General features: G+C 72.2%; 18 protein-coding genes. 7 read left to right on the top strand and 11 right to left on the bottom strand.

The window, feature by feature from the left end; genetic code table 11:
• Positions 1-4: 4 nt before the first annotated feature.
• Positions 5-595 (top strand): TetR/AcrR family transcriptional regulator, encoded by a 591-nt coding sequence (locus ABD292_RS02260; RefSeq protein ID WP_344204816.1) that lies wholly within the window; start codon positions 5-7, stop codon positions 593-595.
• A 34-nt stretch (positions 596-629) separates the two neighbouring features.
• Here ABD292_RS02260 and ABD292_RS02255 read toward each other — a convergent pair whose 3' ends face one another.
• Positions 630-1,331, bottom strand: a complete 702-nt coding sequence (locus ABD292_RS02255) for a TetR/AcrR family transcriptional regulator (protein WP_344204814.1) — start codon at positions 1,329-1,331, stop codon at positions 630-632.
• A gap of 120 nt (positions 1,332-1,451) precedes the next feature.
• On the opposite strand from ABD292_RS02255, the gene ABD292_RS02250 reads away from it, so the two are divergent.
• The 3 genes from ABD292_RS02250 to ABD292_RS02240 are packed head-to-tail and all read left to right on the top strand — an operon-like array spanning position 1,452 to position 3,603.
• Positions 1,452-1,805: a YrdB family protein gene (locus tag ABD292_RS02250; protein ID WP_344204812.1), complete on the top strand. Its 354-nt coding sequence runs from the start codon at positions 1,452-1,454 to the stop codon at positions 1,803-1,805.
• Positions 1,806-1,807: 2 nt separating this feature from the next.
• Positions 1,808-2,719: an NAD-dependent epimerase/dehydratase family protein gene (locus ABD292_RS02245; RefSeq protein WP_344204810.1), complete on the top strand. Its 912-nt coding sequence runs from the start codon at positions 1,808-1,810 to the stop codon at positions 2,717-2,719.
• Positions 2,716-3,603: a Gfo/Idh/MocA family protein gene (locus ABD292_RS02240; protein ID WP_344204809.1), complete on the top strand. Its 888-nt coding sequence runs from the start codon at positions 2,716-2,718 to the stop codon at positions 3,601-3,603. The genes ABD292_RS02245 and ABD292_RS02240 overlap by 4 nt, the downstream gene beginning before the upstream one ends.
• A 2-nt stretch (positions 3,604-3,605) precedes the next feature.
• Here ABD292_RS02240 and ABD292_RS02235 read toward each other — a convergent pair whose 3' ends face one another.
• Genes ABD292_RS02235 through ABD292_RS02220 form a run of 4 tightly spaced genes read right to left on the bottom strand, consistent with a single transcriptional unit; the run spans position 3,606 to position 7,990 of the window.
• Entirely contained in the window at positions 3,606-4,430 is an 825-nt protein-coding gene (locus tag ABD292_RS02235; protein WP_344204808.1) for a trypsin-like serine peptidase, read from the bottom strand.
• Positions 4,431-4,485: 55 nt separating this feature from the next.
• On the bottom strand, positions 4,486-5,490 hold the full coding sequence (locus tag ABD292_RS02230; RefSeq protein WP_344204807.1) for an acetamidase/formamidase family protein: 1,005 nt from the start codon (positions 5,488-5,490) through the stop codon (positions 4,486-4,488).
• A complete protein-coding gene (locus tag ABD292_RS02225) occupies positions 5,487-6,854 on the bottom strand; it encodes an APC family permease (protein ID WP_344204805.1) in 1,368 nt (455 codons plus the stop codon). Before ABD292_RS02225 ends, ABD292_RS02230 begins: the two co-directional genes overlap by 4 nt.
• A gap of 56 nt (positions 6,855-6,910) precedes the next feature.
• Positions 6,911-7,990, bottom strand: a complete 1,080-nt coding sequence (locus ABD292_RS02220) for a substrate-binding domain-containing protein (RefSeq protein WP_344204803.1) — start codon at positions 7,988-7,990, stop codon at positions 6,911-6,913.
• Positions 7,991-8,039: 49 nt separating this feature from the next.
• On the opposite strand from ABD292_RS02220, the gene ABD292_RS02215 reads away from it, so the two are divergent.
• Complete coding sequence (locus ABD292_RS02215) at positions 8,040-8,486, top strand: MarR family winged helix-turn-helix transcriptional regulator (RefSeq protein ID WP_091083688.1); 447 nt, start codon at positions 8,040-8,042, stop codon at positions 8,484-8,486.
• Between the two features lie 62 nt (positions 8,487-8,548).
• Here the strand turns inward: ABD292_RS02215 and ABD292_RS02210 are convergent, their stop codons facing one another.
• Positions 8,549-9,826, bottom strand: coding sequence for a Glu/Leu/Phe/Val family dehydrogenase (locus ABD292_RS02210; RefSeq protein WP_344204802.1), 1,278 nt, complete (start codon positions 9,824-9,826; stop codon positions 8,549-8,551).
• Positions 9,827-10,040: 214 nt separating this feature from the next.
• Between ABD292_RS02210 and ABD292_RS02205 the strand changes: the two genes are divergently transcribed.
• The gene (locus ABD292_RS02205; RefSeq protein WP_344204800.1) at positions 10,041-11,597 is read left to right on the top strand and encodes an alkaline phosphatase D family protein; all 1,557 of its coding nucleotides are present in this window, start codon (positions 10,041-10,043) and stop codon (positions 11,595-11,597) included.
• A 23-nt stretch (positions 11,598-11,620) separates the two neighbouring features.
• Here the strand turns inward: ABD292_RS02205 and rocD are convergent, their stop codons facing one another.
• From rocD to ABD292_RS02190, 3 genes are all read right to left on the bottom strand, one after another.
• On the bottom strand, positions 11,621-12,838 hold the full coding sequence (rocD, locus tag ABD292_RS02200; protein WP_344204798.1) for an ornithine--oxo-acid transaminase: 1,218 nt from the start codon (positions 12,836-12,838) through the stop codon (positions 11,621-11,623).
• A 1-nt stretch (position 12,839) separates the two neighbouring features.
• Entirely contained in the window at positions 12,840-13,637 is a 798-nt protein-coding gene (gene ddaH / locus ABD292_RS02195) for a dimethylargininase (RefSeq protein ID WP_344204796.1), read from the bottom strand.
• A gap of 113 nt (positions 13,638-13,750) precedes the next feature.
• Entirely contained in the window at positions 13,751-14,224 is a 474-nt protein-coding gene (locus ABD292_RS02190) for an Lrp/AsnC family transcriptional regulator (protein ID WP_329582728.1), read from the bottom strand.
• 93 nt (positions 14,225-14,317) lie between these two features.
• On the opposite strand from ABD292_RS02190, the gene ABD292_RS02185 reads away from it, so the two are divergent.
• The gene (locus tag ABD292_RS02185) at positions 14,318-16,666 is read left to right on the top strand and encodes a GH1 family beta-glucosidase (protein ID WP_344204794.1); all 2,349 of its coding nucleotides are present in this window, start codon (positions 14,318-14,320) and stop codon (positions 16,664-16,666) included.
• Here the strand turns inward: ABD292_RS02185 and ABD292_RS02180 are convergent.
• Together ABD292_RS02180 and ABD292_RS02175 are read right to left on the bottom strand one after the other, a co-directional pair.
• On the bottom strand, positions 16,663-17,616 hold the full coding sequence (locus ABD292_RS02180; RefSeq protein ID WP_344204793.1) for an isopenicillin N synthase family dioxygenase: 954 nt from the start codon (positions 17,614-17,616) through the stop codon (positions 16,663-16,665). The genes ABD292_RS02185 and ABD292_RS02180 overlap by 4 nt on opposite strands.
• Before the next feature lie 70 nt (positions 17,617-17,686).
• Positions 17,687-19,099 (bottom strand): glycoside hydrolase family 16 protein, encoded by a 1,413-nt coding sequence (locus tag ABD292_RS02175; protein ID WP_344204792.1) that lies wholly within the window; start codon positions 19,097-19,099, stop codon positions 17,687-17,689.
• Positions 19,100-19,123 lie beyond the last annotated feature (24 nt).

Below are 19,123 nucleotides of genomic sequence, written 5' to 3'. Positions count from 1 at the left end.
TGTCATGGTCACCGACCACCGCAAGCTGCCCCGCCGCAGAGGGGAGGCGCTCAACGCCGCGATCCACCGGGCGACGCTCGACGAGCTGGCCGAGAGCGGCTACGCCGGGCTCACCATGGAACGGGTGGCCGAGCGGGCGAAAACCGGCAAGGCGTCGCTCTACCGGCGCTGGCCGTCACGCCTGGAGCTGGTGGCCGAGGCCGTGCGGACCGTCCTGCCCACGCCCGAGTCGGTCCCCGACACCGGGGAGCTGCGCGGCGATCTGATCGCCATGCTGGGGCAGGCCGCGCGGGCCCTGTCGGGGCCGGCGGGGGAGGCGCTGCGCGGGCTCCTCGGGGAGGCGCTGAGCAGCGGCTCGCAGCTCGGCGCGATGCGCAGGACGTCGCAGGGGATGGGCAGGAAGGCCATGGAAGAGGTCGTGCGGCGGGCGGTCGAGCGGGGGGAGGTCGATCCGGGGGTGATCACCCCTAGGCGGCTGGACGCGGGGCATGCGTTGCTGCGGCACCACTTCCTCTTCGACGGCACACCCGTCCCCGACGAGCTGGTGGTGCAGATCGTGGACGAGGTGCTGGTGCCGCTCCTGACGAGAGGGTGAGGGGCACCCCCGGCCAACTGTCCGGTGCCGCCGCTCATGGAAGGGTGAGGCCCATGGTGGCGGCGGTGAGGCGCATGGCGTGGTCGAAGGCGGGGCGGCGGTCGTCGATGACGTTGTTGAACTGGCCGAACACCTCGAAGTTGACCCACCCGTACAACGTCGTCCACGCCGCGGCGGACGCCCACACGACCTCGTCCGGCACGCCGGGCATCAGCTGGCTCAATGCCCTCGCCTGCGAGGCCAGCTCGGGCGGCGGCGCGGGCAGGCGGTCGGGCAGACGCACGGTCCCGGCCCGCCAGGCGTCGGCGATGAGCGCCCCGAGCACGGTGACGTCACGCGCCCGAGCCGCCACGGTGTCCTGCGGAGCGTGGTAGCCGGGCACGGGGGAGCCGTAGAGCAGGGCGTACTCGTGGGGGTGCGCGAGCGCCCAGTCCCGCACCGCGTGGCAGGCGGCGAGCCACCGCCCCAGGTGGTCCTCCCGCGGGCAGGCGGCCTCGCCCTGCTCGACGGCCTCGCCGAGCGCGTTGTAGCCGTCGATGATGAGGGCGGTCAGCAGGTCGTCGCGGCTCGGGAAGTAGCGGTAGATGGCCGAGGAGACCATGCCCATCTCCCGTGCCACCGCGCGCAGCGACAGCCCGCCCGCGCCCTCGGTGGCGAGCTGGCGGCGCGCGATGTCGGTGATCTCCCTGGTGAGCTCGGCCCGGACACGTTCTCTGGCGGTGCGGCTTGCGGTCATGACGTCAGGCTATCAGAGCGGTGCGAAAAAACGAGAGCAGTGCTCTTGACGATTGTCGCTCTCTTGAGAGAGCATTGCTCTCGTAAGTGAACGGCAGTAACGACCGCTGGAGTCCCCCCGATGCTCACCCTCGCCAAGCATGCCAACGCCGCCCTGATGTTCTTCCTGGAGCTGGGCGTGCTGTTCGCCGCCGGCTACTGGGGCTTCACGGTCAGCCAGAACTGGGCGCTGAAGCTGCTGGCCGGGCTCGGCGCCCCGGCGCTGTTCATCGCGACGTGGGCGCTGTTCGGCGCGGGCGGCGGCGCGAACGCCGTCTACCCGCTCACCGGCCTGGCCCGCGCCGCTCTGGAGATCGTCTGGTTCGGCGGCGGCGCGCTCGCGTTCTATGCCGCCGGCGCCGCGACCCCCGCGGCCGTCCTCGCCGTTCTCTTCGTCGTCAACGCCGTCCTCCGTCTCGCATGGAAGCAGGTCTGATCATGGGTAAGCACGTCGTCGTCGGATCCGGGCAGGTCGGCGGCCATCTCGCCGCCAAGCTCCTCGACCAGGGGCACGAGGTCGTCGTCGTGACCCGCTCCGGCCGCGGCCCCGAGGGCGCGGTCAAGGTCGCGGCCGACATCGCCGACCAGGCCAGGCTCGTCCAGGTCGCCCAGGGCGCGGACGTCCTCTACAACTGCGTCAACCCCGCCTACCACCGCTGGCTGACCGATTGGCCGCCGATGGCCGCGTCGTTCCTCGCCGCCGCCGAGTCGAGCGGCGCCGTGTACGTCATGCTCGGCAACCTCTACCCCTACGGCCCGGTCGCCGGCCCGATGACCGAGGACCTGCCGCTCGCCTCCACCGACCCCAAGTTCCAGGTACGCGCCACGATGTGGGAGGACGCCCTCGCCGCCCACCGGGCGGGCCGGATCAGGGTCACCGAGGTGCGCGGCTCCGACTACTACGGCCCCGGCGCCACCGACCAGTCCTACCTCGGCGACCGCTTCATCAAGCCGCTGCGCGCCGGCCGGGCCGTCCCGATCGTCTGGCCGGCCGACGTGCCGCACGCCTGGACGTACCTGCCGGACGTGGCCGACGCGCTCATCGTGGCCGGGGGCGACGAGCGGGCCTGGGGGCGGCCCTGGCACGTGCCGACCGCCGAGCCGCTGACCTTCCGTCAGATGGGGGAGCGGATGGCCGCCCTGCTCGGCAGGCCCGCGCCGCGGCTCGTCCGGATCCCGTGGCCGGTGCTGCGGGCGGGCGGGCTGTTCTCGCCGATGATGGGGGAGCTGGGGCACGTCCGTCACCAGTTCACGGCGCCGTACGTGCTGGACTCCTCGGCCTTCCAGCGGACGTTCGGCGTCGCGCCCACGCCGGTGGACGAGGCGCTGAAGGCTACGCTCGGCCTGTGAAGACAGCAATCATCGGCCTGGGCGACATCGCGGAGAAGGCCTATCTGCCCGTGCTCGCCGCCCAGCCCGGCCTCGACCTGCACCTGTGCACCCGCAACACCGCCCGGCTGGACCGGCTCGGCGACGCCTACCGCGTCGCCCGCCGCTCCACCAGCGTGGACGAGGTCATCAAGGCGGGGGTGGAGGCGGCGTTCGTGCACGCGGCCACGGAGGCCCATCCGGAGATCGTCGAGCCGCTGCTGGCCGCCGGGGTGCACGTCTACGTCGACAAGCCGATCGCGTACACGCTGACCGAGTCCGAGCGGCTGGTGCGCCTGGCGCGGGCCGAGGGCAGGTCGCTCATGGTCGGCTTCAACCGCCGCCGCGCCCCCGGCTACGCCGCGCTCGCCGCGCTGCCCCGGCACCTGGTCGTCATGGAGAAGAACAGGGAGAACCACCCCGACGACCCGCGCAGGGCGGTCTTCGACGACTTCATCCACGTCGCCGACACGCTGAGGTTCCTGCTGCCCGGCCCGGTCACGGACACCACGATCAGGACCAGGGTCAGGGACGGCCGCATCGAGCACATCGTGCTGGAGCTGTCCGGCGACGGCTGCACCGCCCTCGGGATCATGAACAGGGTGAGCGGCGCGAGCGAGGAGTCCTGCGAGGTCATGGGCGACGGCGTCAAGCGGCGGGTGGTCAACCTCGGCGACGTGGTCGACTACCGCGGCGGCGAGACGCTCACCCGGCGGCCCGACTGGGTGCCGGTGTCCCGTCAGCGCGGCATCGAGCAGGTCTGCGTGGAGTTCCTGGACGCGGTCCGCGCGGGCCGGGTGCTGGACGCGGGCGACGCGCTCGCCACCCACGCCCTGTGCGAGGAGATAGTGGCGCGGGCCGGCTGAGGTCAGTCCTCGCGTTCGGCGCGCATCTCCCGGTCGGCCCTCGCCAGCATCCGCTCGAAGGGCCGGCCGCCCAGCCGGGTCAGCACCGTGTAGCCCTTGGCGTCGCTCAGCGGGCTCGACGACGACACCACGCCCGCGACCGCGCCGCCGTACAGCGCGGGCCCGCCGCTGCCGCCCGCGGCGGCGTGGCAGTTGCGGGTGACCATGAGCCCCGGCCCCTCCGAGACGCCCTCGGTCGTGTCGCCCAGGCACCGGTGCAGCCGCACCCCCGGATAGCCCTTGCCGGCCGGGTAGCCCAGCAGCTCCAGGCCGCGCAGCGCGGTCCCGCGCGTGGTCGGCATGGGCGCGAGGCCGCGCCCGGTGACCGCCTCCAGCGGGCGGCCCCGCCGGGTGACGCCGGCCAGCCCCACGTCGTACGGCAGCAGCTCCGTCGAGTACGGCCGGTGCCGCCACCGCGCCGGCACCCACGAGCGCACCACCGGCCACACGCCGTGCCGCGCCCGCCCCCGGTCGTAACCGGGCAGGAAGGTCAGCCGCCCGAGCTGCCGCCCCTGGTGGTAGAGGCAGTGCGCGGCCGTCAGCACCAGGCTGCGGCTGCGCGAGCCGATCACGGTGCCGCCGCACATGATGTCCTGGCCGGTCGCCGCGTCACGCCCGACCAGCACGCCGGTGAGCTGCCGCGCCCCCGTGAAGGGGCGCGGCACCGGGGCGTAGCCGAGGCGGTCGCCGTCGGGGGTGAGCACGCGCGGGGCGGGGATGTTGCGTTGGGACACCTCGATGACGGCGCTTGGATCGAGCAGGAGCAGGGACAGCACCAACCTGAGCACCCTCCAACAGGTAGCAGAAGATGATCAGCGCCCCGACCTGCGACATCCGGGTTTACTAACTCGTGTACTGGGAACCGAGCGCGCGCAGCCGCTCGTGCGCGGACTCGTAGACGCCCGGCCCGCCGAGGTACGCCTTGGGCAGCTTGGCCACCATCGTGTAGTTGGTGTCGCACACGTTGCCCACCGGCGCCTCCCCGGCCTGGCTGACGAGCTGGTAGGCGTCCAGGGTGTCGAGCCCGGTCAGCTCGGCGGCCCAGGTGACCAGGTCGTGCTGGCTGATCCGGTAGGCGTCCTCCAGCGGCCGGGCCGAGCCCGTGGACATCAGGTGCAGGTCGTCCTCCAGCCGCGGCCACGGCGTGGCCACGCCCTTGATCAGCTCGACCGCGACCACGGTGTTCATGGCGGACTCGACCGCGGTGCCGCACACCTCGCCGTGGCCCTGCCTGGCGTGCCCGTCGCCGATCGCGAACAGGCCGCCCTCGACGTTGACGCCCAGATAGACGGTGACGCCCGCGCGCAGCTCGGGGGTGTCCATGTTGCCGCCGTGCGCGTCGGGGGTGATGGTCATGCGGGCCTCGTTCGCGCCGGGGGCGACGCCGACCGTGCCGTGCATGGGGTCGAGCGGCAGCTCCACGCTGAAGTCGCTGGAGCGGGCGTGGTAGACGGCCACGCCCTTGTCGAGGTCGAGGTCGTAGCGCCAGACGCGCTCCTCCAGCGGCGGCTGGAGCATGGCCGTGGTGTGGGTGCCGGTCAGCGCGCCGAAGTGCGGGAACGTCGTGGACACCGCCCAGTCCCGCGCCGGGGTGATCCGTACGAAGTGCAGCGCCAGCGTGTCGCCGGGCTCGGCCCCCTCCACGTGGAACGGCCCGGTCACCGGGTTGAGGTAGGGGAACTCGCACACCCGCGACGGCAGGTCGTCCACCGTCCGCACCAGGCCGCCGAAGCAGTCCTCGGTGAAGATCTCCAGGATCGTGCCCGGGCGCACCTTGCCCACCGGCGGCCGGCCGCCGAAGGTGTAGCTCAGCTCCTCGGGCTTCGGGCGGTAGGAAACGACGTTCACACGACCTCCTTGGGAAGCTCGGGCCGGCGGCCCGCCAGATAGGTGATGCCGAGCACGACCAGGCCGAGCAAAAGCCACAGGCCGCCGACCCACTGGGCCGCGACGTTCTGGTTGATGACGACGGCGGCCAGCACGAGGAAGCCGACCACGGGCACGACCAGGTGCGCCAGCAGGTTACCGCTGCGCTTCCTGATCAGGTAGTGGACCATGACGGAGACGTGCAGCATCAGGAACGCGAACATCGCGCCGAAGTTGACCAGCGAGGCCAGCTCCCCGATGCCGTTGTCCCGGGTGCTCATGAAGATCCCGAGGACGAGCGAGATGGCGGCCACCACGAGCGTGGCGTTGACCGGGACCTTGTGCTTGGGATGCACCTTGGCGAGGAACGACGGCAGCATCCGGTCCCGGCCCATCGCGAACAGCAGCCGCGAGGTGGCCGCCTGCGCGACCAGCGAGTTGGCGAACCCCCACGCGACGGCGGTGGCCACGGCGGTGAGCGCCGCCAGCCAGGGCCCGCCGGCGAACTCGGCGGTGTCGTAGAAGGCGTTGCCGGCCTCGTCGCCGTTCGCGATAAGGTCGGCCCGGCCGGGGGTGAGCAGCGCGGCCACCCACGTCTGCACCACGAACAGCACGGCGGCGACGGCGAGGGCGGCCAGCATGGACCGGCCGAGCCTGCGGGCGTCCTCGCGGTTCTCCTCGGCGAGCGTCGAGATGCCGTCGAAGCCGAGGAACGACAGCACCGCGACCGACGCCGCGGCCAGCACCACGCTCCAGCTGAACCCGGCCGAGTCGAACAGCGGCGTGAGCGCGCCGGTCTGCGCCTTGCCCTGCGCCAGGGCGACGCCGCCGACCACCAGGAAGATCGCCAGCACGACCAGCTCGGCGGCCAGCATGATCCGGGTGATCCTCGCGGTCATCTGGATGCCGAGGTAGTTGACGACGGTGTTGAGCACCACGAACGCCGCCAGCCAGGCCACGACGGGGACGGCGGGCACGAAGGAGTTCATGGCCACGCTCGCGACCAGGTAGAGCAGGGACGGCACGAGCACGTAGTCGAGCAGGATCGCCCATCCGGCGATGAACCCGACCGGCGCGGCGATCCCGCGCCCGGCGTAGGTGTAGACGGACCCGGCCATCGGGAAGGCGCGGGCCATCTGCGCGTACGACAGCGCGGTGAACGCCATCGCCACCAGGCCGATGAGGTACGCCAGCGCGACCATGCCGTGCGAGACGGCGAAGACGTTGCCGAAGATGCCGAACGGCGCGATCGGCACCATGAAGATCAGGCCGTAGATCATGAGGTCGGCGAAACCCAGGGACCGCTGTAGTTCCTGGCGGTAGCCGAACTGCTCGACGGTGCTCATGGACGTGGCTCCTAGCTGCGTCAGGGGGGCGATTGGCACCTTAGAGCCAAAGCTTTCTAGAGAAAAGGTTTCTCCAGAAAGAATTGGAGGCCGTCCGCGCGGGCCAGGTGGACCGGGTGGGCCACCTGCCGGTCCCGCAGCGTGAGCCGGCCCCGCCCGCTGGTGATCGTGGCGCCCTCGGCCACCGCGTCCAGGGCGGGCACCGCCAGCGAGCCCGCCCGCCCGCACAGCGCCGCCAGCATGGCGACCGCCTCGTAGCAGCCGTGGCCGTGCGCGTTGAGCATGGGGGCGTCGGGGCCGAAGCGGGCCGCGTACCGCTCGGCGAAGTTCAGCGCCGGCTCGGTCGTGAGGTCGCGGAAGTAGCCCATGGACGCGTACAGCTCGCCGGTGCCGTCGCCGCCGATGCCGAGCAGGCCGTGCTCCTCCAGGGCCCCGCAGAGCCGGGCCGCGTCCAGCCCGGCGGCGGCGTAGGCCCGGTTGAAGGCCACCAGGTCGCTGCCGATCAGCGTGAGCAGGATCGCGTCGGGCCGGGCGCCGGCGACCCGGTCCAGCCAGCGCGTCGCCTGCCCGTAGCCGGCGAGGCCCTCGCCCACGACGCTCGCCCCGGCCGCGCCCAGGCGGACGCGGGCGGCCGCGTGCACCAGCCGGGGCCAGACGTAGTCGTTGCCCAGCAGGAACCAGCGGCGGGCCCGGCGGGTGCGGATCAGCCAGTCGATGGCCGGTTCGAGCTGGCGGCGCGGGGTCTCGCCCAGGAAGTAGACGCCGGGGGCGTGGCCGCCGCCCTCGTACGGGGGCGCGTACACGAACGGCACCCGCCCGGCGAGCGCCGCCACCACCTCCACCCGCACGTCGCTGGCGTGCGTGCCGGCGACCGCCTGGACCGTGCCCGAGGCGACCAGCCCGGCGACCTCGGCGGCCACCTCGCGGGCCGGCCGGCCGCCGTCCACCAGGACCAGCTCCACCGGCCTGCCGAGCACCCCGCCGGCCGCGTTGAGCTCCTCGGCGGCCAGCACGGCGCAGTTGATCGCGCAGGGGCCCACCAGCCCGAGCACCCCGGACACCGGCACGACGAGGCCGATCCTGAGCGAGTCGGAGGGGAGGAGCCGCGCTTCTAAGGGATCGACGACCGCCGCCACGCCGACGAGTATCCTCCGGAATAGCTCCCCTAAGAAAGGACCTTTGTCCATGAACGACTCCGGTCTCGGGTCCTCACTCGCCTACCTGCTGAGCTGTGCGGAGCGGAGCGTCACCCGCGGTCTCGCCGCCGTGCTGGCCGGCGAGGACGTCACCGTCGAGCAGTGGCGCATTCTGCGGGCGCTGGCCGAGGGCCGCGGGCATTCCATGGGCGAGCTGGCCGAGGCCGTGCTGATGCCGCATCCGACGTTGACCAAGGCGGTGGACCGGCTCATCGACCGGGCGCTGGTCTACCGGGGGCCGTCGAAGGGCGACCGGCGGCGGGTGGCGGTGTTCGTCTCCGACCGGGGGGCCGAGCTGCTGGCCCGCACCGACGGCGCGGTGGCCGAGCACCACCGGCTCATCGCCGACGCCTTCGGCCACGAGCGCACCGAGCGACTGATGCGCGACCTGGAGACCCTCACGGCCGCGCTCGACTACGCCGAGCTGCGCGTCTGAGCCGCCCGATCGCGACGGCCCGGCCGCCCGCCGAGGGCGGCCGGAGCCTTTCGAAGGTCAGCTCACGGGTAGAGCCCGCGCATCTGGTGGGCCTCGGCCACCCGGCCGACGCCGATGACGTGCGCCGCCTGCCGCAGCGTGAGCCCGCGGGCTCCGGCGAGCGAGCGCACCTCGGCGAAGGCGTTCTCCATGAGGTCGCGCAGCTTGACCTCGACCTCGCCGGAGCTCCAGGAGTAGGCCTGCATGTTCTGCACCCACTCCAGGTAGGAGACGATCACCCCGCCGGCGTTGGCGAGGATGTCCGGCACGACCGTGGCGCCGTTGGCGTTCACGATCTCGTCGGCCTCGGGCGTGAGCGGGCCGTTGGCGCCCTCGACGATCAGGCGGGCGCGCACGCGGGGCGCGTTGGCCTCGGTGATCGCGCCTTCCAGCGCCGCCGGGACCAGCACGTCCACGTCGAGCTCCAGCAGGTCGTCGAGCGGCAGCTCGTCGGCGTGCGGGTAGCCGCGCACGGTCCCGTGCTCGGCCGCGAAGGCGCGCAGGCGGGAGACGTCGAGGCCGCCGCTCGCGTACACGGCGCCGCCGACATCCGAGACCGCGACGACCTTGCAGCCGGCGTCGGCGAGGTACTGGGCGGCGAGCGCGCCCACCTTGCCGAAGCCCTGCACGGCCACGCTCACGCCCTCGGGCGAGCGGCCGAGCGCGGCCAGCGTGGCGATCTGCACGCCGCGCGAGGTCGCGCCGGCGCGGCCGAGCGAGCCGCCCAGCGTCATCGGCTTGCCGGTGACCACCCCGGGCACGGAGTAGCCGGCGCTGACGCTGTAGGTGTCCATGATCCAGGCCATGGTCTGCTCGTCGGTGCCGACGTCGGGCGCCGGGATGTCCTTCTCCGGGCCGATCAGCGGCAGGATCTCGTTGACGTAGCGGCGGGTGAGCCGCTCCTGCTCGACCACGGTGAGCGTGGCCGGGTCCACGGCGACGCCGCCTTTGGCGCCGCCGTACGGGATGCCGACCAGCGCGCACTTCCAGGTCATCCACATCGCGAGCGCGGTGACCTCGTGGATGTCGGTGCCGGGATGAAAGCGGATGCCGCCCTTGGCGGGGCCGCGGGAGACGTTGTGCTGGACGCGGAAGCCCTGCACGACGTCGAGTCGTCCGTCCTCGCGCCGCACCGGGACCGAGACGGTCAGCGAGCGGCGCGGCGTCGCCAGCACCGTACGCAGCCCGCCGTCGAGCCCGAGGTGCTCGGCGGCCTGGTGGAGCTGGTGGAGGGCGGAGTCGAGGGCCTGTTGGCCCGGGGTGATCAGGGCCGGCGTCTTTGACGGCACCATGATGCTCATGGAAGAGTGTCCTCCTGGTATATACGCCCGTTTTGCGTAGAAAGCGCCATTGCTTTCCACTTAGGGCGAGGTTGTCACGATCATCCTAGGGCGGGGCGTTTCAGGTTGCCTAGCCGTTGGTAGAAATCCAAGCCGATGATCGAGATGCCGTGACCCTGCCACTCTGGCAGGCTGGGCCGCGACAATGTGCCGAAACATCGAAACGGAGGGTCGGATGCCCGCACTCGTGGTGGGGCCGATGCTCAGACACGTCGATTCCCATAGCGCCTCGATCTGGGTGGAGACCGCCGAACCCTGCACGGTCGCCATCGAGGCGGAGGGCAGGACTTACCGGTCGCCTACCTTCACCGTGCACGGACACCACTATGCGATCGTGGATCTCGTCGAGCTCACCCAGGATATCCCGTCGTATTCCGTCACCCTCGACGGGGAGCGCGTATGGCCGCTGGCGGGTCGCCCGCCGAGCCGGATCCGGCTGATGCCCGAGAGCGGGGCCCGGCGGCTGGCGTTCGGCTCGTGCCGCACCAGCGTGCCGCACGACCCCGCCACCGTGCGCGTCCACGGCGAGGACGTGCTGCGCTCCTACGGCCGCCGGCTCTACGAGGCGCCCGACGAGGAGTGGCCCGACCTGCTGCTGCTCATCGGCGACCAGGTCTACGCCGACGCCCCCTCCCAGGACATCCTGGCCTTCATCCGGGCCCGCAGGGACACCGCGCCCCAGGACGAGATCGCCGACTTCGAGGAGTACGCCGAGCTCTACCGCCAGGCCTGGACCGAGCCCGACATCCAGTGGCTGCTGTCCACCGTCCCGACCGCGATGATCTTCGACGACCACGACCTGCGCGACGACTGGAACACCTCCCAGCCCTGGCGCGAGCAGATGGCCCGCACCACCTGGTGGCAGCGGCGGGTGGTCGCCGGGCTCGGGGCCTACTGGGTCTACCAGCACCTCGGCAACCTCTCGCCCGCCGAGCGGGCCGCCGACCCGCTCATGCGCACGCTGCTCGACCTCGGCGGCCGTGACGGCGCCGCCGAGCTCGACGCCTTCGCCGAGAAGGCCGACGCCGAGCCGAGCAGCAACCGCTGGAGCTACGCGCGCGACCTCGGCGACGCCCGGCTGATCATGGTCGACACCCGGTGCGCGAGGCAGCTCACGCCCGGCGACCGGCGCATGCTCGACCCCGACGAGTGGGCCTGGCTGGAGGAGCAGCTCGCCGCGCCGGCCGAGCGCCTGATCATCGGCTCGTCGATCCCGTTCCTGCTGCCCGAGGGCGTCCACGGCGTCCAGAACTGGAACGAGGCCCTCGCCGACGGCAAGTGGGGGTCGCGGGTGCGGGAGTGGTCGGAGCGGTTCAGGCAGGCGATCGACCTGGAGCACTGGGCGGCGTTCCGGCGCTCGTTCGAGGACCTCGCCAGGCTGCTGGTCAGGACCGGCAAGCCGGTGATGATCCTCTCCGGCGACGTCCACTACTCCTACCTCGCCAGGACCAACAGGGGGCAGATCTTCCAGATCGTCTGCTCGCCCATCCGCAACCCGCTCAGCCGCCTGCTGCGCTGGGCCAATGTGGTCACGCAGTTCTCGGTCGCCACACTGGTGGGCGGCCTGCTGGCCCGCCTGGCGGGTGTCCGTCGGCCGCCGTTCCGCTGGCGGATCACCAAGGGGCCGTTCTTCCAGAACGCCATCGCCGAGCTCGCCCTCCCCGACGAGGTGAGCTGGTACGAATCCCGCAACGACACCCTGCGCCGGATCGACTCGGTGCGGCTGCGCTGAGCCGCCGGCGCAGGGTGCGCCCGCTAGCCCTTGTTCCTGAACTCGTAGACGGCGTCGGCGAGCTGGTCCACCGCCCAGACCAGGTCGTCCTCGCTGATCACGATGGGCGGGGCCAGCCGGATCGTGGAGCCGTGCGTGTCCTTGGCCAGCACGCCCCGCTTCATCAGCGCCTTCGACACCTCGCGCCCGGTGGCGAGCGCGGGGTCGATGTCCACGCCGGCCCACAGGCCGCGCCCGCGCACCTCGACCACGCCCTTGCCGACCAGCTCGCGCAGCCGGGTGTGCAGCACCTCGCCGAGCTTGGCGGCCCTGGCCTGGAACTCACCGGTGGCGAGGATCTCGATGACGGCGTTGGCGACCGCGCAGGCGAGCGGGTTGCCGCCGAAGGTGGAGCCGTGCTGCCCCGGGTGGATCACGCCGAGCACGTCGCGGTTGGCGGCGATGGCCGACACAGGGACGACGCCGCCGCCGAGCGCCTTGCCCAGCACGTAGATGTCCGGCACGACCCCCTCGTGGTCGCAGGCGAACGTCTGGCCGGTGCGCCCGAGCCCCGACTGGATCTCGTCGGCGATCATCAGGACGCCCTCGGCGGTGCACAGGTCGCGCACGTCGCTCAGGTAGCCGTCCGGCGGCACCAGCACCCCGGCCTCGCCCTGGATGGGCTCGACCAGCACGGCCACGGTGCTCGCGTCCATCGCCGCCCTGATCGCCTCGACCGACCCGTACGGCACGATCCGGAAGCCCGGGGTGTACGGCCCGAAGCCGTCGTGCGCGTCGGGATCGGTGGAGAAGCTGATGATCGTGGTGGTGCGGCCGTGGAAGTTGTTCTCCATCACGATGATGTTCGCCTGGTCGGGCTCGACGCCCTTGACGTCGTAACCCCACTTGCGGGCCACCTTGATGGCGGTCTCCACGGCCTCCGCGCCGGTGTTCATGGGCAGGATCAGGTCCTTGCCCGTGAGGTCGCCCAGCCCGGCGCAGAACTGCGCGAACTGGTCGTGGTAGAACGCCCGGCTGGTCAGGGTCAGCCGCTGGAGCTGCTCCTGGGCCGCCTCGATGATCTTCGGGTTGCGGTGGCCGAAATTCAGCGACGAATAGCCGGACAGGCAGTCCAGATATCGCTTGCCGTCCACGTCGGTGACCCAGGCCCCCTCGGCCTCGTGGACCACGACGGGAAGCGGGTGATAGTTGTGCGCGCTGCGGCGCTCGCTCAGCTCGATCAGCTCTGCGCTGCTGGTCATGTCAGTTTTCCCCCCTGATTTCCAGTGTGCAGCACTTCGGCCCGCCGCCCGCCTTGCGCAACTCCGACAGGTCGACCGGAATCACCTCGTACCCACGGCGCTTGAGCTCCAGCTGCAGCGTGGACGCCTCGGCGTTGATCACCACGTTCCTGCCGTCGCTGACCGCGTTGAGTCCCAGCACCTCGGCGTCCTCGGCCCCGGCGAGCACGGCGTCGGGGAACATCCGGCGCAGCACCTCCTGGCTGCCGGGCGAGAACGCCTGCGGGTAGTAGGCGACGTTGCGGCCGTCCAGCGGGAACAGCGCCGTGTCGAGGTGGTAGAAGCGCGGGTCCACCAGGGTCAGCGAGACGACCGGGCGGCCCAGGAACTCCTGCGCCTCCTTGTGGGCCACCACGTCGGTGCGGAACCCGGTGCCGGCCAGCACGACCTCGTCGAGCGTGAGGAAGTCGCCCTCGCCCTCGTTGACGTGCGCGGGCTCCAGCACCGGGTAGCCGCGCTCGGCGAACCACCGCAGGTAGGCAGGGCCCTCCGGGCCGCGCTGCGGGAAGGCGAAGCGGGCACCGTAGACGCGGCCGCCGACGACCAGCGCGCCGTTGGCGGCGAAGACCATGTCGGGCAGGCCGTCGATCGGGTCGATGAGGTCGACCCGGTGCCCGAGCTCCTCGTAGGCCGCTTTCAGGCCCTCCCACTGGCGGACGGCGACGTCGCGGTCCGCGCCGGCCTCGGGATGCATCCACGGGTTGATGGCGTACTCGACCGTGAAGTAGTCCGGACGGCACATCAGGAAGTGTTTGGGCATGCGGCTTCTCCGTCGCACTTATGCGGGCACAGGGGGACGGACACAGCCTAGGAATCACATTTGCGCAGGCCAAGCGGGTGGCATTGCGTCGTCGCGCGGGTCTGTTGCGAGTTTCACCCGATCAGCCGCGTTTCGTTGCGCAGCACCCCGGAAGGGGCGTCCACCAGGCGCGACAGCACGATCGCGCTCTTGGTGCGGACCACGAAAGTCTCCGCCGCGATGCGCTCGATCACCCGCTCCACGTGCCGCACGTCGGTGGCCCTGATGTGGAGTAAGGCGTCCGCCTCGCCGGTGATCGTGGCCGCCCCCACCACCTCGGGGAACTTGGCCACGGCCAGCGCGATGTCCGACGGCTTGGTCTTGCCCTGGCAGAACAGCTCGACGTACGCCTCGGTGGTCCAGCCCAGCGCCTCCGGCGCCACCCTGGCGCTGAACCCGGTGATCGCGCCGCTCTCGCGCAGCCGGTCGACCCGCCGCTTGACCGCCGAGGCGCTGAGGCCCACGAGCTGCCCCACCTCCGCGTAGGTCGCGCGGGCGTCGTCCACGAGCGCCGCGATGATGTCACGATCGAGCCGGTCCAGTTCCACGCGCCCTGTATACCGCCTGGCCAGGCTGGCGCGCGACGAGCGGCGCGCGGGAGACTGGTCCCTCGCGATCGATGACGAAGGGTTTCCGCCGTAATGAGCACCGCAGCCTTCCCCGAGGGCTTCGTCTGGGGAGTGTCCACCTCGGCCTACCAGATCGAGGGAGCGACGACGGCCGGCGGGCGCGGCCGGTCCATCTGGGAAACCTTCTCCGCCGACGGCGCCGAGGCGTGCGACCACTACCACCGCTACCGCGAAGACGTGCGGCTGATGAAGGACCTGGGCATCGCCGCGTACCGCTTCTCGGTGAGCTGGGCGCGGGTCTTCCCCGAAGGCTCGGGCAAGCCCAACGACGCCGGGCTCGACTTCTACGACCGGCTTCTGGACGCGCTGCTGGAGGCGGGGATCACGCCGTACGCCACCCTCTACCACTGGGACCTGCCGCAGGCGCTGGAGGACGCGGGCGGCTGGCCGGAGCGCGAGACCGCACACCGCTTCGCCGACTATGCGGCGGCCGTCGCCGCGCGGCTGGGGGACCGCGTGGACACCTGGTTCACCGTCAACGAGCCCTGGGTCGCGGCCTTCCTCGGCTACGGCTCCGGCATCCACGCCCCCGGCCGCACCTCGCCCGCCGACGCCTTCCGCGCCGCCCACCACCTGCTGCTCGCGCACGGACTCGGCGTCCAGGCCCTGCGCGCGGCCGGCGCGGCGAAGGTCGGCGGCGTGCTCAACATCTCGCCGGTGCTGACCCCCGGCCAGGTCGGCGACCCCGGCCGGCCGCTGTCGGAGGAGGACGCCGAGGCGGTGGGCCGCATCGACGCCCTGGTCAACCGGCAGTTCCTGGACCCCATGCTGCGCGGCTCCTATCCCGCCGAGCTGCTGCCCATCGTCGAGCGCACGGCCGGGCTCGACCATGTGCGCGACGGCGACCTGGAGCTCATCGGCCGGCCGATCGACCTGCTCGGCGTCAACTACTACACCCCGCTCGTGGTGCAGGCCCAGCCCAGCGAGCCCGCCGACCCCACCTACCCGGGCAGCGAGGGCGTGCTGTTCTGCACCGTTCCCACGGCGGTCACCGCCATGGGCTGGCCCATCGTCCCCGGCTGCCTGTCACTCGTGCTGCGCCGCCTCGCCGCCGAGTTCCCCGGCACCGAGCTGATGGTCACCGAGAACGGCGCCGACTTCGTGGACGTCGTCACCGGCGACGGCATCCACGACGTCGAGCGCATCAGCTTCATCGAGGAGCACCTGCGCGCCGTGCGCGCGGCCGTCCAGGAGGGCGTGCCGGTCCGCGGCTACCTCGTCTGGACGCTGCTGGACAACCTCGAATGGGCCGACGGCTACCGGCGCAAGTTCGGCCTCGTGCACGTCGACTTCGCCACCCAGCGGCGGCGGATGAAGGACAGCGCGCTCTGGTACCGCGACGTCATCCGGCGTAACGGCCTGCTGGAGTCGCGCCCGAAGCGGCCCACCCTGGAGACCGTGGCCGCCCGCGCCGGCGTCTCCCGCGCCACCGTCTCCCGGGTGGTCAACGGCGAGGCGTCCGTCCGCCCCGAGGTCCGCGAGACGGTGCTGCTGGCGATCAAGGAGCTCGGGTACGTCCCCAACGCCGCCGCCCGCAGCCTCGTCACCCGCAGCACGAACTCCGTCGCGCTGGTGCTGTCCGTGCCGCGCCAGGGCGGCGACCAGCTCACCGCCGCCGTCGTCCAGTACGTCACCAGCGTCCTGGAAGGCGCCGGCAAGCAGATCACGCTCATGCTGGCCGACACCGCCGAGAGCCACCGGCGCATCGTCCAGCACGTCGAGGCCCGGCTGGTGGACGGCGTCGTGCTGCTGCCGCCCGACCGCGGCGACACCCTGGCCGAGCGGCTCTCGCGCACCGGGGTGCCGGTCGTGCTGCTGGGCAAGCCCGCGATCGCCTCGCTGGTGCCGTACGTGGACGTCGACAACGCGGGCGGCGCCGCGGCCGCCACCGAGCACCTGCTGGCCGGCGGCCGGAGCCGGATCGGCATGATCACCGGCCCCCTGGAGCTGGTCGCCATGCAGGACCGCCTGGCCGGTCACCGCGACGCGATGCGCCGGGCCGGCCGGCAGCCGCTGCTCGCGCCCGCCGAGCTCACCCGCTCCTCCGGGGCGGCCGCCACCCGCCGGCTCCTCGGCGACGAGCCCGCGCTCGACGCGGTCTTCGCCGCCACCGACCAGCTCGCGCTCGGTGCGCTGCAGGCGGCGCGGGAGGCCGGGCGGCGGGTGCCCGAGGACCTGGCGGTCGTGGGCTTCGACGACGTGGACGCCGCCTCGGCGGTCGTCCCCGGGCTCACCACGGTCAGGGTGCCGGTGGCCGAGCAGGCGCTGGCGCTGGCCCGGCTGCTGCTGTCGCGGCTGGAGGGCCGCCACACCGAGTCGGTGGCGCTGCCGGTCCGGCTGGTCGTGCGGGAGTCCGCCTAGTCGGGCCGCTCGTCGAGGGTCTGGAACAGGCGGGGGAAGACCTTGGAGACCTTCGCCAGCAGATACTCCCCGTAGGTGCCGGTGAAGTCCACCTGGCTGTCCCAGCGGTGGCCGGGGGCGTAGGGGAGCGGCGGCACCTCGCTGTCCCAGCCGGGGTCGAAGAAGAACGGGAAGCTGAGCCGCTCGTTCCCGCTGAGGTTGCGCACCCGGTGCGGGGTCGAGCGGTAGTGGCCGCCGGTCAGCTTGTCGAGCATGTCGCCGATGTTGCACACGAACGTGCCCTCCAGCGGCGGCGCGTCGATCCAGCCGTCCCGGGTGCGGACCTGGAGGCCGCCGTTGGCGTCCTGGAGGAGCAGCGTGAGCAGGCCGTAGTCGGTGTGCTCGCCGACGCCCCAGCTCTCCGGGTCCGGCGGGGCGGGCGGATAGTGGAAGACGCGGAACAGGATCGTCGGGTCGGCCGTGCAGCCGGTGCGGAAGTAGTCCTCAGCCAGCCCCAGGCTGAGCGCGACGCCGGACATCACCGTCTGCGCCACTTCGGTCATGCGGTCCAGGTAGGCCAGCACCGCCTCGCGCAGCTCCGGCACCTGCGCGGGGAACAGGTTGGGGCCGTGCAGCGGCAGCGGGCCCGGGGGCTCCTCCGCGCCGAAGTAGACGCCCTCCTTGAGGTCGGGCCGGCCCGAGGTCAGCTCGCCGCCGACGGGGAAGAAGCCCCGCCAGGCCCGGCCGCCCCGGTCCATCGCGATCTCGTTCTTGACCGGCTCGGGCAGCGCGAAGAAGCGGCGGGCGGCGGCGTCCAGGTCGGCGATCAGCCCGGCCGGCACGCCGTGGCCGGCGACGTAGAAGAAGCCGTTGTCCCGGCAGGCGGCCCCGATGGCGCCGGCGACGGCGGCCTTGCCCGCCTCGTCCTCCCCGAAGAGGGGCGCGATGTCGATGACCGGCAGTTCGCTCATCGCCCCATTGTTGCCCAGATGGACGGATGCCGCGCCCGCGCGGGCCCCCCTGCGCGGGCGCGGCCGCCGGTCAGGAGGTGGAGAAGGTGAACCAGTTGACGTTGACGAAGTCGGCGGGCTGGCCGCTGCTGAAGGTCAGGTAGACGGTGTGCGTGCCGGTCACCCCGGAGATGTTGGCCGGGATGGTGCGCCAGCTCTGCCAGCCACCGGTGTTCGCGAGCGCGAAGTCGCCGATGGGGGTGGCCGTGGGGCTGTCGAGGCGTACCTGCACCAGGCCGCTGACCCCGGCCGCCGCGCCCGACGCCACCCTGGCCTTGAACTGGGTGGCCGCCGTGGAGCCGAAGTTCACGCCGTCGTAGCGGAGCCAGTCGCCGTTGCCGATCGCGCCGACGTTCTGGCCGCCGCCGCTGTCGGTGGTGGTCTCGACGATCGTGCCCGACTGGGCCTGGTAGCGCTCGGCCTGGATGGTGGAGCGGGCGTCCACGCCGCCCGGTGAGGTCGGGGTGATGGTCGGGTCCGGTGTGCTGCCGGTGCCGCTCTGCCACACGGCCACGTAGTCCACGACCATGGGACGGCCGGGCACGGTCGCCGCGGTCGGGGTCTGGCCGCCGAGTGCGTTCGGGAACGCGCCGCCCATGGCCACGTTCAGCAGCAGGAAGTAGCCGGCGTGGCCGGTCATGTTGGCCCAGGTCGTGGCGTCGAACTGGGACTGGTTGACGCCGTGGAACTGCTGGCCGTCCACGTACCAGCGCAGCTGGTTGGGGCTCACGCTGCGGTCCCACTCGAAGCGGAAGGTGTGGAAGGCCGACTGGCAGGTGGAGCCGGGGCAGGCGCGGCTGGCGCCGAGGCCGGTGGTCTCGTTGCACGGCCCGCCCGGGTTGACGCCGCAGTGCAGGACGCCCCAGACGGAGTTGATGCCGTTGACGTTCTCCATGATGTCGAACTCGCCGATGGCCGGCCAGTTCCAGTAGTTGCCCCGGTAGGGCGCGCCGAGCGCCCAGAACGCCGGCCAGTAGCCGAGGGCGGCGTCGCCGGTGACGTTCGGCATCTGGAGGCGGGACTCGATGCGCAGGATGCGGCCGTCGGCGGGCTTGAAGTCGGCGCGCCGGGTCTCGATGCGGGCCGAGGTCCACTCGCCCGAGCTGCTGCGAAGGGGCGTGATGCGCAGGTTGCCCGAGCCGTCGAGGCTGAGGTTGGAGGTGCTGGAGGTGTAGTTCTGGATCTCGCCGGTGCCCCAGTTGGCCGGGCCGCCGGGGTAGGCGTGGCCGGTGTCGATGATCCAGTTGCTGGAGGACGGGAGGGTGCCCGCGGAGCCGTTGAAGTCGTCGGACCAGACGAGCGACCAGCCGGAGGGGGTGGCCGGGACGGCGGCGGAGGCGCTGACCGCGGCGTTGACCAGGAGACCGGTGAGCGCGACCAGCGCGGTGAGCACCGTGGCCAGGGGCGCCAGGCGGCGGCGTGGCCTGCTTGCTGTGGTTGTCATGGCGCGTCTCTCCTAGGGGGTGCG

The organism is Nonomuraea bangladeshensis (assembly GCF_039529455.1).
Taxonomy (GTDB): Bacteria; Actinomycetota; Actinomycetes; order Streptosporangiales; family Streptosporangiaceae; genus Nonomuraea; species Nonomuraea bangladeshensis.
This window is presented reverse-complemented; position numbering and strand designations above follow the sequence as displayed.